At 61.0% G+C, this 15,963-nt stretch carries 11 protein-coding genes and 1 pseudogene; 8 read left to right on the top strand and 4 right to left on the bottom strand.

The window, feature by feature from the left end; genetic code table 11:
* Positions 1-137: 137 nt before the first annotated feature.
* Positions 138-1,331 (bottom strand): class I SAM-dependent methyltransferase, encoded by a 1,194-nt coding sequence (locus WIR04_RS10540; protein ID WP_163154837.1) that lies wholly within the window; start codon positions 1,329-1,331, stop codon positions 138-140.
* 215 nt (positions 1,332-1,546) lie between these two features.
* Positions 1,547-2,977, bottom strand: coding sequence for a methyl-accepting chemotaxis protein (locus WIR04_RS10535; RefSeq protein WP_338886721.1), 1,431 nt, complete (start codon positions 2,975-2,977; stop codon positions 1,547-1,549).
* A gap of 85 nt (positions 2,978-3,062) precedes the next feature.
* Between WIR04_RS10535 and WIR04_RS10530 the strand changes: the two genes are divergently transcribed.
* Positions 3,063-3,335, top strand: coding sequence for an acylphosphatase (locus tag WIR04_RS10530; protein ID WP_025326966.1), 273 nt, complete (start codon positions 3,063-3,065; stop codon positions 3,333-3,335).
* A gap of 22 nt (positions 3,336-3,357) precedes the next feature.
* Positions 3,358-4,101, top strand: a complete 744-nt coding sequence (locus WIR04_RS10525; protein ID WP_338886718.1) for a CHAD domain-containing protein — start codon at positions 3,358-3,360, stop codon at positions 4,099-4,101.
* 60 nt (positions 4,102-4,161) lie between these two features.
* Here WIR04_RS10525 and metG read toward each other — a convergent pair whose 3' ends face one another.
* Complete coding sequence (gene metG, locus WIR04_RS10520; protein ID WP_338886716.1) at positions 4,162-6,195, bottom strand: methionine--tRNA ligase; 2,034 nt, start codon at positions 6,193-6,195, stop codon at positions 4,162-4,164.
* A 185-nt stretch (positions 6,196-6,380) separates the two neighbouring features.
* Between metG and apbC the strand changes: the two genes are divergently transcribed.
* From apbC to WIR04_RS10500, 4 genes are all read left to right on the top strand, one after another.
* Positions 6,381-7,463, top strand: coding sequence for an iron-sulfur cluster carrier protein ApbC (gene apbC / locus WIR04_RS10515; RefSeq protein WP_338886714.1), 1,083 nt, complete (start codon positions 6,381-6,383; stop codon positions 7,461-7,463).
* 108 nt (positions 7,464-7,571) lie between these two features.
* Complete coding sequence (gene udk, locus WIR04_RS10510) at positions 7,572-8,216, top strand: uridine kinase (RefSeq protein WP_025326970.1); 645 nt, start codon at positions 7,572-7,574, stop codon at positions 8,214-8,216.
* Positions 8,217-8,279: 63 nt separating this feature from the next.
* Positions 8,280-8,861, top strand: coding sequence for a dCTP deaminase (gene dcd, locus WIR04_RS10505; protein ID WP_025326971.1), 582 nt, complete (start codon positions 8,280-8,282; stop codon positions 8,859-8,861).
* A gap of 348 nt (positions 8,862-9,209) precedes the next feature.
* Entirely contained in the window at positions 9,210-10,682 is a 1,473-nt protein-coding gene (locus WIR04_RS10500; RefSeq protein WP_025326972.1) for an inorganic phosphate transporter, read from the top strand.
* Between the two features lie 661 nt (positions 10,683-11,343).
* On the opposite strand, the gene rne is transcribed toward WIR04_RS10500, so the two are convergent.
* Positions 11,344-14,514: a ribonuclease E gene (gene rne, locus WIR04_RS10495; RefSeq protein WP_338886711.1), complete on the bottom strand. Its 3,171-nt coding sequence runs from the start codon at positions 14,512-14,514 to the stop codon at positions 11,344-11,346.
* Positions 14,515-14,927: 413 nt separating this feature from the next.
* Between rne and rluC the strand changes: the two genes are divergently transcribed.
* Both rluC and WIR04_RS10485 read left to right on the top strand, forming a co-directional pair.
* Positions 14,928-15,872, top strand: a complete 945-nt coding sequence (gene rluC, locus WIR04_RS10490) for a 23S rRNA pseudouridine(955/2504/2580) synthase RluC (protein WP_202619452.1) — start codon at positions 14,928-14,930, stop codon at positions 15,870-15,872.
* Positions 15,872-15,943 (top strand): annotated as a pseudogene (locus WIR04_RS10485) (HAD family hydrolase); the annotation flags it as partial. The gene rluC and the pseudogene WIR04_RS10485, both read left to right, overlap by 1 nt.
* Between the last annotated feature and the right edge of the window lie 20 nt (positions 15,944-15,963).

Below are 15,963 nucleotides of genomic sequence, written 5' to 3'. Positions count from 1 at the left end.
GGAGGAGAGAGGCGGAGTGAGCTCTATCTCTTGGGAACGCAAAACAGAGAAGGCCCGCTATCGCTAGCGGGCCTTCTCTGTGGTGTGGCTTGGCATCAGCCCCGGTCTGGCACCGGGGGCGCGCTGGTTGGCGCCTCCTAGCGGGCGCGCACCACCAGCCCCTTGAGGTAGAAGCCTTCCGGATAGGCGGTACCTATGGGGTGATCGGAAGCCTGGGAGAGCAGCTCCAGGATCTGGGCATCGCGACCGGCATCGAGGGCCGCATCGGCCACTATCTTCTGGAACAGGCTCTGCTCCATCAGGCCGGAGCAGGAGTAGGTCAAGAGCACGCCACCCGGCGCCAACAGCTGGAACGCCAGCATGTTGATGTCCTTGTAGCCGCGGCAGGCACCCAGCAGCTGGGCCTTGCTCTCGGCAAACTTGGGCGGATCCAGCACTATGACGTCGAACTTCTCGCCCTTCTCGCGGTACTCGCGCAGCAGCTTGAACACATCGTGGCGCACGAACTGGGTGGTGCTGGTATCCAGACCATTGAGCTCGGCGTTCTGGCGGGCGATGTCCAGGGCATTCTGGGAGAGATCGACGTTGACCACCTCACGGGCGCCGCCCTTGAGGGCGTAGACGCCAAAGCCGCCGGTGTAGCAGAAGCAGTTGAGCACCCGCTTGCCTTCGGTGTACTTGGCGGCGGCCAGGCGGTTGTCGCGCTGATCCAGATAGAAGCCGGTCTTGTGGCCGTTGCGAATGTCCACCAGGATCTTGACGCCGCCGTTCTCCTCGATCACCACAGGCTCGGTCGGAGTCTCGCCATGGATAACGCCGGTGCGCTCCTTCAGCCCCTCCTTCTTGCGTACCGCCACGTCGGAGCGCTCATAGATGCTGCACTCGGGGTAGAGGGTACGCAGGGCCTGGGTGATGAGCTCGCGCTGGAACTCGGCTCCGGCGGAGAGGATCTGGCACACCAGGAAGTTGGCGTAACGGTCGATGGTCAGGCCCGGCAGGCCGTCGGATTCGGCGGCGCACAGGCGATAGCCGGTGAGGCCCTGACGCTTGATCAGCGGATCCCGGGACTCCTGGGCATACTTGAGGCGACGGATGAAGAAGTCGAGATCGACGGTCTCGTCCTTGTCGAAGGTCCAGACCCGGGCACGGATCTGGGAGCTGCCTGACCAGGCGCCCCGGGCGAGCCACTTGCCATCGTTTGAGTAGATCTCGACGGTATCGCCGTCAATGGGGTTGCCCTGCACCTTGTCGATCCCCTTGGAGAAGATCCAGGGGTGACGGCGCAGCAGGGATTTTTCGCGGCCTTTGACGAGATAGATGGAAGCGCTCATGGGTAGTTGCCGATGCTAAAAAGAGAAGGGGGCATATAGTAGGGGCTGTTGCGGTTGGTGCGCAAGCCGCGTCGCAGCGATAAATGCACAGGCGCAGCTGTTGTGGCGACGCGCGCCATGCGCAAAAACGCCTTGTATCGCCCCGACGGGATGCTGGAAAGGGGGTGAAAAAAAGGCCATCCGCGAGATGGCCTTTCTGTGACATTGGGCTGGGGTCAGATCCTCAGGCCCGTCATGGCCTGACCGAGCTCGGTGGCGGTGGCCTTGAGGCCAGTGGTGCCGGCCACCGAGGCGCTGGCGGACTCTTCCACCCGGCCGGCCTCGTGGCGCACCTGATCCAGGTTGCGGGTGATCTCCTCTGCCACCGAGCTCTGCTCTTCGCTGGAGGTGGCGATCTGGGTGCTCATCTCCAGCACGGCGTCGCTGTGGTTGCTCAGCTTGTCGATGTCCTGGCCCACCTCGGTGATGAGCTGCTGGCTGGTGGCGGCGCGCCCGACCGTCTTCTCCATGATGTCGTTGAGCGCCCCTGTGCCGGCCTGCAGCTCTTCGATCATCTGTTGGATCTCTACCGTGGCCTGTTGGGTGCGGCTGGCGAGGGTGCGTACCTCGTCTGCCACCACGGCGAAGCCGCGGCCCTGCTCGCCGGCCCGGGCGGCCTCGATGGCGGCGTTGAGCGCCAGCAGGTTGGTCTGCTGGGAGATGGCGTTGATGACGTTGACCACCTCGTTGATGCGGTTGGCATTGTGGGTCAGACGCTCGACGGCGCCGGAGGCGTTGCCAATCTCGTCTGCCAGGGTACGGATGGCGGCAATGGTGCGCGCTACCCGCTGGGCGCCGTTGGCCGCCTCCTCGCTGGACTGGCGGGTCTGCAGCAGGGTGTCGTTGGCGTTGCGGGCCACTTCGCGGATCGCCGCAGACATCTGCTCCATGGCGGCGGCCAGGGAGTCCATGTGCTGGCGCTGGGCGCGGGCCAGGGTCTCTCCGTCACTGGCGTGCTCGCGGAACTCGTCGGCGGCCATGGTGAGCGCCTCGGCGGACTCCTCCACCAGTTGCACTATCTTGTGCTGACGATCGGTGAACTTGTCGATGCTGCCCGCCAGGATGGAGAACTCGTCCCGCACCGGGAAGAAGTTGAGGCGGAAGGTGAGATCCCCGTTCGCCACCGTCTGCAGCGCCTTGTTGGTGGAGTAGAGGGCCCCGGAGACGAAGGTCATCAGATAGTGGGTGATGAGGGCAAGCAGGGCGGCCAGCACGGCGATGATGGTGAGGGTCGTCCCCTGTCCATCCCACATGGAAAAGTTGCCGGAGTCCAGGGTGCTGCTGACAAAACCGGCCTGACCGGCCTGGGCACTATATTGAAAGCGATCCCCCTGCTGGGTCAGACCGACGCTGCCGGTGGGGGCCAGGGTGAGATCGGCCGGCAGGGTGAGGGTGGGCTGCTGGGTGATCAGCTGGGCCGTGGTCTCTACCCGTTGCTTGAGTTGATCCAGCCGGATCTGCATCTGCTGATCATGGCCGTCTGCCAGCAGGTACCAGGTGAGAAAGGCGATGAACAACAAGGGGCACCAGAAGGTGATGAGAAATTTTTCGCTGATCGTGAGATGAATGAGATAACGGTCAACCCACCGGAATTTAACTTCTTTCATAATGGTATTGCGTCCTGCAAGGGGGAGAGAGTGTCGTGCTCATTATCGCCTTGGGGGAAAATTTCTTAAGGGGAAGGTGTGATAAATGGGAGAGCAATCGTTTGTCGTGCGAGTGTGGGGCCAGGTACAGGGGGTGGGGTTTCGTTACTTCACCCGTGAGCGAGCACTGCAGCTGGGGCTCAGGGGGCATGCCTACAACCTGGAAGATGGCTCTGTGGAGATCCTGATCGCCGGCCCTGAGCAGAAGGTGCAGATGATGCTGGGCTGGCTGGAACATGGGCCCCGAACGGCCACAGTGACCAAAATGGAGTGCACCCGGGCATTGCCCCCCACGGGCTCCGGTTTTCATACCAACTGAGCAGGCAGGAGGCCGGTAGACGATGGATCAGGGCAAGGGGCTAGAGCAGGCACGCCGTCTCATGGATCAATACTGGGCCGCCACCCTGGCCCTGCGCCAGCGGGCAGGATCGGAGGAGGTCCATGGCTACCGGATTGCGACCCGTCGCTTGCTGGCCCTGCTCGCCCTCTGGCGTCCCCTGATCCATGAACCCGGGCTGGAGCTGCGACTGATGCGCGCTGTGGGTAGGCTCTCCGCCCTGCGGGACGCCCAGGTCTATGCGGCGCACTTTGGCGGCAAACCCCTCCCTTTGGCCATGCCCCGGGTGCCCATGCTGGCGGTGCGACTGGCGCGCTGGCTGGATCGGATGCTGCAAGTCCCTGCCGACTTCAATCCCCTGCCGCTTTTTCAGATGCATCTGGCGCTTGGTCTGGCGGATTGCCTGGCCGAGCCCGGGCTGGAGCACTCTGCCGGCAACAGGCTGCGGCTGCGCCACTGGCACAGGTTGCGGCTGGTCCTGAAACAGACCCGTTATGGGGTGGAGCTGCTGGTGGGGCAGGGGGAGGGCGATCCGGCCTGGCTCTCCATGCTGATCGAGTGGCAGGACAGGCTGGGTCAGTTGCAGGACGCCCGGCAATGGCGCAGGCGGCTGCGTCGCCAGAAGGGGCGGAACAAGCAAGTGCGCGCCCTGCGGGAGGCGATACGCTGCCAGTTGCACCAGCTGGACTGCCGGCAGGCTGAGCTGATTGGTCTGCGGATGGCGTTGCAGCGCCAAGATTCGCGCTAAGAAAAGGGGATAAAAAAAGAGAGGCGCTGGGCCTCTCTTTTCATCTGGGTGTGGCTGCGCTTATTTGACGCGCATGCCTGGCTGGGCGCCTTCCTGGGGCTCCAGGATCCAGAGATCCTTGCCGCCCGGGCCTGCGGCCAGCACCATGCCTTCGGACATGCCAAAGCGCATCTTGCGCGGGGCCAGGTTGGCCACCATCACGGTCAGCTTGCCTTCCAGATCTTCCGGGTTGTAGGCGGACTTGATGCCGGCGAACACCTGACGGGTCTCACCGCCGATGTCGAGCTGAAGTTTCAGCAGCTTCTCGGCTTCCGGTACCGCTTCGGCCTTCTTGATCAGCGCCACGCGCAGGTCAAGCTTGGCGAAATCCTCATAAGAGATGGTTGGGCTTATGGGGTCGTCTGCCAGCGGGCCTGTCGCTTTTGGCGCCTGCTCCTTGGCCAGATCTTCCTTGGAGGCTTCCACCATGGCTTCCACCTTGGCGGGCTCGATGCGGGAGAAGAGCGCCTTGAAGGGGGCTAGCTGGTGGTTAGTCAATGGCTGTGCCACGCCATCCCAGGAGAGGGTTTCACCCAGGAAGGCTTCGGCGCGCTCGGCCAGGTGCGGCATGACGGGCTTCAAGTAGGCCATCAGCACCCGGAACAGGTTGATGCCGACGGAGCAGACGTCCTGCAGCTGCGCATCCGCCCCTTCCTGCTTGGCGATGACCCAGGGAGCCTTGTCATCCACATAGCGGTTGGCCTTGTCGGCGAGCGCCATGATCTCGCGAATGGCGCGGCTGAACTCACGGGCCTCGTAGGCATCGGCAATAGAGGCGCGGGCGCTCGCGAACTCGCTATAGAGCTCGGGTTCGCTGCAGCTGTTGGCCAGCTTGCCGTCGAAACGCTTGGCGATAAAGCCGGCATTGCGGGAGGCCAGATTGACCAGCTTGTTGACCACGTCGGCATTGACCCGGGAGACGAAGTCTTCGAGGTTCAAGTCCAGATCGTCGATGCGGCTGTTGAGCTTGGCGGCGTAGTAGTAACGCAGGCACTCGGGATCCAGGTGCTTCAAGTAGGTGGAGGCCTTGATGAAGGTGCCCTTGGACTTGGACATCTTGGCGCCGTTGACGGTCACATAGCCGTGCACGTTAACCTTGGTCGGCTTGCGGAAACCCGCCCCTTCCAGCATGGCCGGCCAGAACAGGCAGTGGAAGTAGGCGATGTCCTTGCCGATGAAGTGATAAAGTTCGGCTTCGGAGTCTGCCTTCCAGTAGCTGTCAAAGTCGATGTCGCCGCGCTTGTCGCACAGGTTCTTGAACGACGCCATATAGCCGATGGGGGCATCCAGCCAGACGTAGAAGTATTTGCCCGGTGCGCCCGGGATCTCGAACCCGAAGTAGGGGGCATCGCGGGTGATGTCCCACTGCTGCAGGCCGGATTCGAACCACTCCTGCATCTTGTTGGCCATCTCTTCCTGGATGGCACCTGAGCCGCGCACCCACTCTGCCAGCCATTTTTCAAACTGCGGCAGATCGAAGAAGAAGTGCTCGGAGTCCTTCATCACCGGGGTGGCGCCGGAGACGGCGGATTTCGGATCGATCAGCTCGGTCGGGCTGTAGGTGGCGCCGCAAGCGTCGCAGTTGTCGCCATACTGCTCCGGGGACTTGCACTTGGGGCAGGTGCCCTTGACGAAGCGGTCCGGCAGGAACATGGACTTTTCCGGATCGAACAGCTGGGAGATGGTGCGGATCTTTATCTTGCCGGACTCTTTGAGGCGGCCATAGATAAGCCCGGCCAGCTCGCGGTTCTCGTCGCTGTGAGTCGAGTGATAGTTGTCGAAGCTGATGTTGAAGCCGGCAAAATCCCCCTGATGCTCCTGGGATACGGCAGCGATCATCTCCTCGGGAGTGATCCCCATCTGCTGCGCCTTGAGCATGATGGGGGTACCGTGCGCGTCATCGGCACAAACGAAATGCACCTGATGGCCACGCATTCGCTGATAACGAACCCAGATATCGGCCTGGATGTGTTCCAGCATGTGGCCAAGATGGATGGAGCCGTTGGCATAGGGGAGGGCGCAGGTTACCAGCATTCTACGAGGATCAGTTGCCATAATACGTTCTTGATGTGCCTGTTGGGATGATACAGTGCCGAGCATGTTACCCGAATTGGGGGCGGCCTGCCTAGGGTTGTGGCCCGCAGGCTCGCAGCGGACGGCATCATGAGAACGTCGGCAAGCCACTGATTTGTGTGCGATAACCCTTCACCTCAGCATAACGACAACATAATGGGGAGTTAATGGTGATTGATTCAGTAAAACAGATTCTTGCCGAATTTAAGCCGGCTGGATGGGGCCAGGATCTGGTGGCGGCCGGATTTGTGCGTGCCATCGAGCTGCATGGGCAGACCCTGACCATCAAGCTGGTGCTGCCCTTTGCCAGCCAGACCCTGTTCGAGCAGATGAAAGAAGCGTTCGATGCCCAGATAAGGGCCGTGACGGGGGCCGCCATCGTCGACTGGCAGTGCGACATCGAGGTGGCGAGCATGCCCCGCGCCCAGCAACTGGCGGCGGTACAGGGTATTCGCAACATTCTGGTGGTGGCCTCCGGCAAGGGCGGGGTGGGCAAGTCCACCACGGCCGTCAACCTGGCGCTGGCGCTGCAAAAAGAGGGGGCGCGGGTCGCCATTCTGGATGCGGACATCTATGGCCCCTCGATCCCGACCATGATGGGAACCCTCAAGGAGCGCCCCCACAGCCTGGATGGCAAGTTGATGGAGCCTGTCATGGCCTGTGGTCTCAAGACCAACAGCATCGGCTACCTGGTGGCGGAGCAGGATGCCACCATCTGGCGCGGCCCCATGGCGAGCAAGGCGCTGGCGCAGATCCTCCACGAGACTCGCTGGGGAGAGGTGGATTACCTGGTGGTGGACATGCCGCCAGGCACAGGGGACATCCAGCTCACCCTGGCCCAGCAGGTGCCGACCACGGCCGCCCTGATCGTCACCACACCGCAGGATGTGGCGCTGGCGGATGCCCGCAAGGGGATCGCCATGTTCAACAAGGTCAATGTGCCGGTGCTCGGCATCGTCGAAAACATGAGTTATCACGTCTGCAGCGCCTGCGGTCATCACGAGGCGCTGTTCGGTACCGGCGGTGGCAAGAAGATGGCAGAGCAGTATCAAGTGGCGCTGCTTGGTCAGTTGCCGCTGCACATCGACATCCGCCAGCACATGGACGATGGCTGCCCTACCGTGTTCGGATCTCCGGAGGGGGGACTGGCCGAGTCCTATCTGAAACTGGCCCGTCGGGTGGGGGCCGAGCTCTATTTCAGCGGTAAACCGATTGCGACCCCGCTCTACACGGTGGCGCTGGACGAATAATCGGCTGTCGGCCGGTTGCAACAGATTTAGGGTGGGCATGGCCCACCCTTTTTTATATAATGGATCGGTTTAAACAATCCCCAGTGCTCTTCTCTTTAGGTATTTTCAATGTCTGATACTCAACATTCGTGTGTGATCATCGGTATTGCTGGTGCGTCCGCATCCGGCAAGAGTCTTATCGCTCAAACCATCTACGAAGAGCTGGTGGCCGAGCTGGGCGCAGGTCAGATTGGTGTGATCACCGAGGATTGCTACTACCGTGATCAGACCCACCTGACCATGGAAGAGCGGGTCAAGACCAACTATGACCATCCCAATGCCCTGGATCATGATCTGTTGGTGCAGCATCTGACCCAGCTGGTGCAAGGGGATGCCGTCAATATTCCCCAGTACTCCTATACCGAACACACGCGCTTGAGCGAAGTCACCGCCTTCGCGCCGCGCCGGGTCATCATTCTGGAAGGCATACTGCTGCTGACCGACAGTCGCCTGCGGGAGCTGATGGATGCCTCCATCTTCATGGATACGCCACTGGACATCTGCCTGCTGCGCCGTCTGGTCCGTGACGTGCAAGAGCGTGGCCGCACCATGGACTCCGTCCTCAAGCAGTATCAGAAGACGGTACGCCCCATGTTCATGCAGTTCATCGACCCGTCCAAGCAGTATGCGGATGTGATAGTGCCCCGTGGCGGCAAGAACCGCATCGCCATCGACATGCTCAAGGCGCGCATCCGCCACATGTTGATTGGTTGATATGAAACAAGCCGGGTGATGCCCGGCTTTTTTAAATGAAACTTTTGTCAGGAGAGTCGCCGAATGCGTCTTTGTGATACCGATATCGAACGCCATCTGGATGAAGGCAAGATCGTCATTGAGCCGAGGCCCGGTGTTGAGCGGATCAGTGGCGTCAGCGTCGATGTGCTGCTCGGCAACGAGTTTCGCGTGTTTCGCGATCATACCGCCCCCTATATCGATCTGAGCGGTCCGAGCAGCGAGATGGCCGATGCCATCGATCGGGTGATGAGCGACGAGATCCACATCCCGGACGGCGAAGCCTTCTATCTGCACCCGGGTCAGCTGGCGCTGGCGGTGACCTACGAATCCGTGACCCTGCCTGCGGACATCGTCGGCTGGCTGGACGGACGCTCCTCCCTGGCACGGCTCGGCCTCATGGTGCACGTGACCGCGCACCGCATCGATCCGGGCTGGTCCGGTCGCATCGTGCTGGAGTTCTACAACGGCGGCAAACTGCCGCTGGCGCTGCGCCCCAAGATGAAGATAGGGGCGCTGAACTTCGAGATGCTCTCCGGCGCCGCGGCCCGTCCCTACAACAAGCGGGAAAATGCCAAGTACAAGAGCCAGCAAGGTGCGGTGGCCAGCCGCATCAACCAGGACTGATGTCCGCCTTCATGCTGCTTATATAGAGGGTGCTTCGGCACCCTCTTGCCTTTTCTGCGAAGGGGAGGGGGCTGCGTACGGCCGCCAGTGGCGTGCGAACCTGATGGCGAAACGCGTGTAAAATCGCCAACTTGGCGGTGCGTCAATGGATGTTTGGTGTTGATTGACACCTACCCATGAGGTGTAAACGGGCTTTAATTAATCCATGACAAGTCCGATTCCAGCAGGGCCTAAGACATTTTCTGACTGAATGCCCTTTTTTTTTCTTACTGAAATATTTCAACAACGGGTATGGCGCACCGAGCCTTCTGGCATAATCCGCCGCAACTCATAAACAGGTTCGTTTTTATGTTTGAAATGTTTAGTGGTTTGGGTTTGTGGTGGTCAATAGGTTTGGTATTGGCCGTTTTTTTTGTGCTGGCCTATGAGTTCATCAATGGCTTTCACGATACCGCCAACGCGGTAGCAACGGTTATCTATACCAAGGCCATGCCCGCGCATACCGCGGTAGTGGCTTCCGGCCTGTTCAACTTTGCCGGTGTCATGATGGGGGGATTGGGGGTGGCCTATGCCATCGTCCATCTGTTGCCCATCGATCTGCTGCTCGGCATGGATTCGACCCAGGGTCTGATCATGGTGTTCTCCCTGCTGTTTTCAGCCATTGTCTGGAACCTGGGAACCTGGTACTTCGGCATCCCGGCGTCCAGCTCTCACACCCTGATCGGCTCCATTCTGGGGGTAGGCGGTGCCTATGCCCTGATCAGTGATCAACCTCTGAATGAGGGCATCAACGTCGGCAAAGCCATCGACATCATGCTCTCCCTCATCATCTCTCCCACCGTGGGCTTCATCATTGCCGCCTTGTTGCTGTTCGCGATGAAGCGGATCTGGCTTGGCAGCAAGATCCACAAAACCCCGGAAGAGCGACTGCTGGTGGACGGCAAGAAGCATCCGCCGTTCTGGGCCCGAGTGACCTTGATTTGTTCTGCCATGGGGGTGAGCTTCGTGCACGGCTCCAACGATGGTCAGAAGGGCATAGGTCTGGTGATGCTGGTGCTGATCTGCATGGCGCCCGCCTACTTCGCACTGGACATGAGCAGCCGCTCCTACGATCTGGACCGAACCCAGGATGCCAACCAGCGCATCATGGAGATCTACCAGCGCAACCAGGAGCAGGTGTCTACTGTCGTGAACTTCAGCGTTCCTGCCCATGCCCAGGAAGAGTTGATGACTCACTGCGAAGCCGGTGAGGCCCTCGAGGCCATGGCCACCCTGGACAACCGTCTGGGCCAGGTACGCACCTACGAGGAGATGAGCCTGACCGATCGCCGCGAGGTGCGCCGTCTGCTGCTCTGTATCGACGACACCGCCCGCAAGGTCTCCAAGCTGCCGCTGCCGGCCAAGGAGCTGACCGACCTCGCCAAATGGCGCAAGGACCTGACCGCCACGGCCGAATACGCGCCGACCTGGGTCATCGTCTCCATCGCGCTGGCGCTGGGTTGCGGCACCATGGTGGGCTGGCGTCGTATCGTCTACACAGTGGGCGAGAAGATAGGCTCTTCCGGCATGACCTACAGCCAGGGCATTGCTGCCCAGATCACGGCTGCGGCCTCCATCGGGGTGGCCAGCTTGACCGGCATGCCGGTATCCACCACCCATATCCTCTCCTCTGCGGTGGCGGGGACCATGGTGGCGAACAAGTCGGGCTTGCAGAGCCAGACCATCAAGACCATCTTGCTGGCCTGGGTCCTGACCCTGCCGCTCACCATGCTGCTCTCCGGTGGACTGTTCCTGATCAGCAACAATCTGTTTGGTGGCTGACAGCCAGCACACAACATCAATGACAAAGGGCCTGCGGGCCCTTTTTTCATGGCTGGGATCCGGCCGCTGCTAGCCGCCATGCCCGGTAACCGGCAAAACGATTCTTATATGCCATCAAACAAGAAGGCTAATTCACTGATAGTTTCCTGCCAGCCTGCATCTTCCTCATTAAACCCCCTTGTCAGCAGAGAAGCCTGACCGCAGCCCATCTCCCCTGTCAGGGGCCAGCATCATCTCACTCTCTCTCGGGGCCTCAGCTCTCGTCCTTCATTCCTTGAATCCAGCCGCTCATGACGCTCGGCGTCGGTGCTGCCGACTATCATTTAGTGCAGTGTTGCGGGATGGCCGGCTCTTTCCTCATGGCAGGCACCGCTTTGGTGAACCTTGTAACGAAGTAACAGGGCGATAGTGTGGGCGGGATAGCGTGAGCAAGGGTGGCGCTCCTTGGCATGTCCCTGAGGTCTTGATCGCGGCAAGGCAACAGGCGAGGGGGAAGGATGGCAAAGAGTGCGGGTTTCCGAGTCTGCCTTGGCCTGCCGTTTGTGTTCCCTGGAAAAAGTAAGAGGAGGGGGCAGGGAATCGAGGGGCTGGACCAACTGTCAGGCAAAAAAAAGAGCCACACCTTGTGTGGCTCTTTTATCAGACGAAACAGACTAGTGGATCAGGGACGACCCGCCGGGCTGGTTGCCACGTTGACTGCCGCAGTGCTACCCGCATGGCGGCCTGAGCTCGCCACTTCGTTGCGTACCAGAGGAGCCTGCTCAACCGGCTCACGGGGGGCCGGGGCGGGCACTGCTGCCGGCGTTGCCATGGGCGCAGAAGCCTTGCGGGCACGGGCCAGTACGCCAGCGCCTTTGGCAACCGGCTTGGTGGCCGGGACGGCAACAGGCTCGGGCTGCGCGACCACGGGGGCGACAGGCTCGGCGGCAGGAATCACTTCCTCGGCTTGCGGGGCAGGAACCGGCTCCACCACAACGGGGGCGGTTTCTGCCACAGCCTGGTCAGCGATGCTTGCCTCGACCACGACCGGAGTCTCCTCGGCAATCACCTCGGCCACCGGCTCGGCAGCGACAGGAGTTGCTTCGATTGCTACCGGGGCCGGCTCTACGGCGGCAGGCGCCGCTTCGATGGCAACGGGGGCTTCAACCACCTCGGCAACCACAGGGGCGGCGACCTCGGCCACAGCCGCTTGAGCCTGCTCATGGGCCTCTTCGGCCACGGCTTCGGCGACCACATGCTCGGTCAGGGCGGCAGAGGCTTGCAGCGCGGCGGCAACGGCCTCGGCACTCGGGATGGTGATGACAGGCACGGCGGGCTCTTCCACCTTCACCTGAGCAGCATCCGCCTGGGCGGCTGTCGTCAGTTGAACTTCGGCCTGAGGTTCATCATCACGCTGGCCACGGGCATCTTCGTTGATGCGCTTGCGACGCTGGCCTTCGATCCGCTGACTACGCGGAGTACGGCGAGAGCGGCGCTGACCTTCGGTCTGCTCCTCTTGCTCACCGACCAGGGCCGCAGTCTCGACCAGGTCATGGGCCTGCTCGTCTACCGGCAGGGCAGGGGTGTCGGTGGCGGCGACATCGACCCGAACCTGCTTGCGCAGTTGGCGACGTTCGCGGCGCTCGGCCACTTTCTGCTCTTTCTCCTGACGCGGCTCGGCGCTGACGGCGGCAGTCTCGACGGTTTCTACCGCTTCAACCACGACCTCGGCACGGGGCTCGCGCGGAGCACGGGGTTCGCGAGCCGGGCGCGGGGCGCGGGGTTCACGTTCCTGACGGGGCTCACGGGGTTCGCGATCCGTACGCGGCTCGTTGCGTGCTTCGCGGGGCTCGCGCTCCATGCGCTGTTCGCTGCGCACTTCACCACGGGGTTCACGCTCCTGACGGGGCTCCCGCTCTTTACGCGGACGACGGTTGCGGCTCTCGCCACCCTCGCGGTTGGCGGCGCCTTCACGCTTCTCGCCAGCGTCGGCCGGGTTGCGGTTGCTGCGGTTGTCATCGCGACGGCCACGCTGGCCACGGCTGCGGGTCTCGTCACGCTGATGACGGTGACCCTCATCCTTGCGCGCTTCCCGTTGTGCGGCCGGCTTATCGGCAGCAGCTTTCGCTTCAGCCGGGGCTGCATCTGAGCCGAATAGACCGGAGATGGCCTTGAACAGCTTGCCAAACAGACCCGCTTCGGCGGCGACCGGTGTCGGTGCAGCGACGGGGGCAGGGGTGGCAACAGGAGCAGCCGGTTGAGGCGCCTGGACGAAGCCTTGCAGCAACGGCTGCTCGCGCTCGATGACCTGAGCTTGCTTGGGCTGGTAGACCGGCTTGGCAATCTCGGTTTTCAGCTCGTAGCTGGCCGCTTCCGGGATTTCGTTCTGACGGATGCGGGTCACTTCGTAGTGCGGGGTTTCCAGATGCTGGTTCGGAATGATGTAAACACGGACATCATTGCGCTGCTCCAGACTGGCGATGGAGGCACGCTTCTCGTTGAGCAGATAGGCGGCAACATCGACCGGCACCTGGCCGTGAACCTGCTCGGTATTGTCCTTCATGGCCTCTTCTTCGATGAGACGCAGGATGGACAGGGCGAGAGATTCATTGTCACGGATGACTCCCTGACCCTGGCAACGGGGGCAGATGTGACTGCTGGACTCGTTGAGGGAGGGGCGCAGACGCTGGCGAGACATCTCCAGCAGACCGAAACGGGAGATCCGGCCCAGCTGGATGCGTGCCCTGTCCTGGTGGACAGCTTCACGCAGACGGTTTTCCACTTCGCGCTGATGGCGAACCGGTGTCATGTCGATGAAGTCGATGACAATCAGGCCCCCTAAGTCGCGCAGACGCAATTGACGGGCAATTTCGTCGGCCGCTTCCAGGTTGGTCTGCAGCGCCGTCTCTTCGATATCGCCGCCCTTGGTGGCGCGGGAGGAGTTGATATCGATGGAGGTCAGCGCTTCGGTCGGGTCGATGACGATGCTGCCGCCGGAGGGCAGACGCACTTCACGCTGGAAGGCCGACTCGATTTGGCTCTCGATCTGGAAGTGGTTGAACAGGGCGACGTCACCCTTGTACAGCTTCACGCGATTGAGGAAATCGGGGCGAACCAGCTCGATGTGCGACTTGGCACGCTCGAAGATGACCGGGTTGTCGATCAGGATCTCGCCCACATCGCGACGCAGATAGTCACGAATGGCACGCACTATGACGTTGCTCTCCTGGTGGATGAGCACGGGCGCGGAGCGATTCTGTGATGCCTTGTGGATGGAGTCCCAGTGGTTGAGCAGGACGTTCAGATCCCATTCCAGCTCTTCCGGGGATTTGCCCACACCGGCGGTACGCACGATGAGGCCCATGCCGTCCGGCACTGTCAATCCGCTCAGGGCTTCTTTCAACTCGGTCCGCTCGTCACCCTCTATACGACGGGAAATGCCGCCAGCACGGGGGTTGTTCGGCATCAGCACCAGGTAGCTGCCGGCCAGACTGATGAAGGTGGTGAGGGCCGCACCCTTGGTGCCACGCTCTTCCTTGTCAATCTGGACGATCACTTCCTGGCCCTCGCGGACCACTTCTTTGATGTTGGGACGACCCTGATAGGAGTAACCGGAGGGGAAGTAATTGCGGGCGATTTCCTTTAACGGCAGGAAACCGTGGCGTTCGGCGCCGTAGTCAACAAAAGCAGCTTCAAGACTGGGTTCTACGCGGGTGATCTTACCCTTGTAAATGTTCGCTTTCTTCTGCTCGTGTCCCGGACTTTCAATATCCAAATCGTAGAGCTGTTGTCCGTCAACCAGCGCTACGCGCAACTCCTCTTCCTGAGTCGCGTTGATTAGCATTCTTTTCATTGAGTTCTCATTATTTTGTCATTTTGATTCCTCCACAGGATCCTGCTGGCGCCGGCCTCGGGTCTTCAGCATGCTTGGGCAACCTCCCGGTTGGGGTATGCATGAGGCGCAAACTAAGGGCACTCTGGTTCAGCCTTCTCGAGAAGGCATGAATTAAGGATACCGGTGTGGAGACAATTAAATAGGTTCTGTTTGCGTTCTCCATGCGTTGTACCTCGCACCCGGGAACCGTCATGTTCTTGTATACACGGTGTTTCGGGATTGGGTGGCATACTTTTTGGCCACTTAGTACAAGGCTTGAACACAATGACAAAACCTTGTTTATTATCCCATTTAAACCACTTTTATAGCAAGACGCCATTTTTTAACAAAGCATGCAGCCAAGGGCTGCCGGCGGTGTTAAAATCCGCGCCATGACACAGATACATCAACAAGTGCAGCTGCTCACCATCGAAGCTGAGCATGAAGGGCAGCGCATCGACAATTTTCTCAAGACTCAGTTAAAGGGCGTCCCCAAGAGCCTGATCTATCGCATCCTTCGCAAAGGAGAGGTGCGCGTCAACAAGAAACGCATCAAACCGGAATACAAACTCTGCGCAGGCGACGAGGTGCGGGTACCCCCCGTGCGCGTGGCCGAGAAGAACGAATTGCCCTCTGCCAACCTCGGCAGCATCCAGCGTCTGGAGAGCCAGATCCTGTTTGAAGACGAGGCCATGATAGTGCTGAACAAGCCGTCCGGCATGGCGGTGCACGGCGGCAGCGGCTTGAGCTTTGGCGTCATCGAGGGGCTGCGTGCCCTGCGCCCGGAAGCCCGCTTCCTGGAGCTGGTGCATCGACTCGACCGCGACACCTCCGGCGTGTTGCTGGTCGCCAAGAAGCGCAGTGCCCTGCGCAGCCTGCACGAGCAGCTGCGGGTCAAGACCATGCGCAAGCAATACCTGGCGCTGGTGCGCGGTCAGTGGCAGTCCCACGTCAAGGTGGTCAATGCGCCGCTGCGCAAGAACGATCTGCAATCCGGCGAGCGGGTGGTGCGGGTCAGCAGTGACGGCAAGCCCTCCGAGACCCGTTTCCGGATTGCCCGTCAATTTGCCGAAGCCACCCTGGTGGAATGCAGCCCGATCACCGGTCGCACCCACCAGATCCGGGTTCATACCCAGCACGCCGGTCACCCCATCGCCTGTGATGACAAATACGGTGAGGCGGCCTTTGATGAGAAGATGCGGACCCTGGGGCTCAAGCGCCTCTTCCTGCACGCCTGGAAGCTGAGCTTCACCCATCCGGCGGATGATCGCGAGATGCAGGTGGAAGCGCCGCTCGCTCCCGAGCTCGATGCCTTCCTGAACAAGCTGGCACGCTGATGCAGCGCATCCGACTCGCCATTTTTGATTGGGACGGTACCCTGATGGATTCGGTGGGGTGGATCGTCGCCTGAGTTGATGAACACCAAGA

Source organism: Aeromonas rivipollensis (assembly GCF_037811135.1).
Classification (GTDB): domain Bacteria; phylum Pseudomonadota; class Gammaproteobacteria; order Enterobacterales; family Aeromonadaceae; genus Aeromonas; species Aeromonas rivipollensis.
Note: the sequence above shows the minus strand (reverse complement) of the source record. Positions and strands in the feature narration are given on the sequence as shown.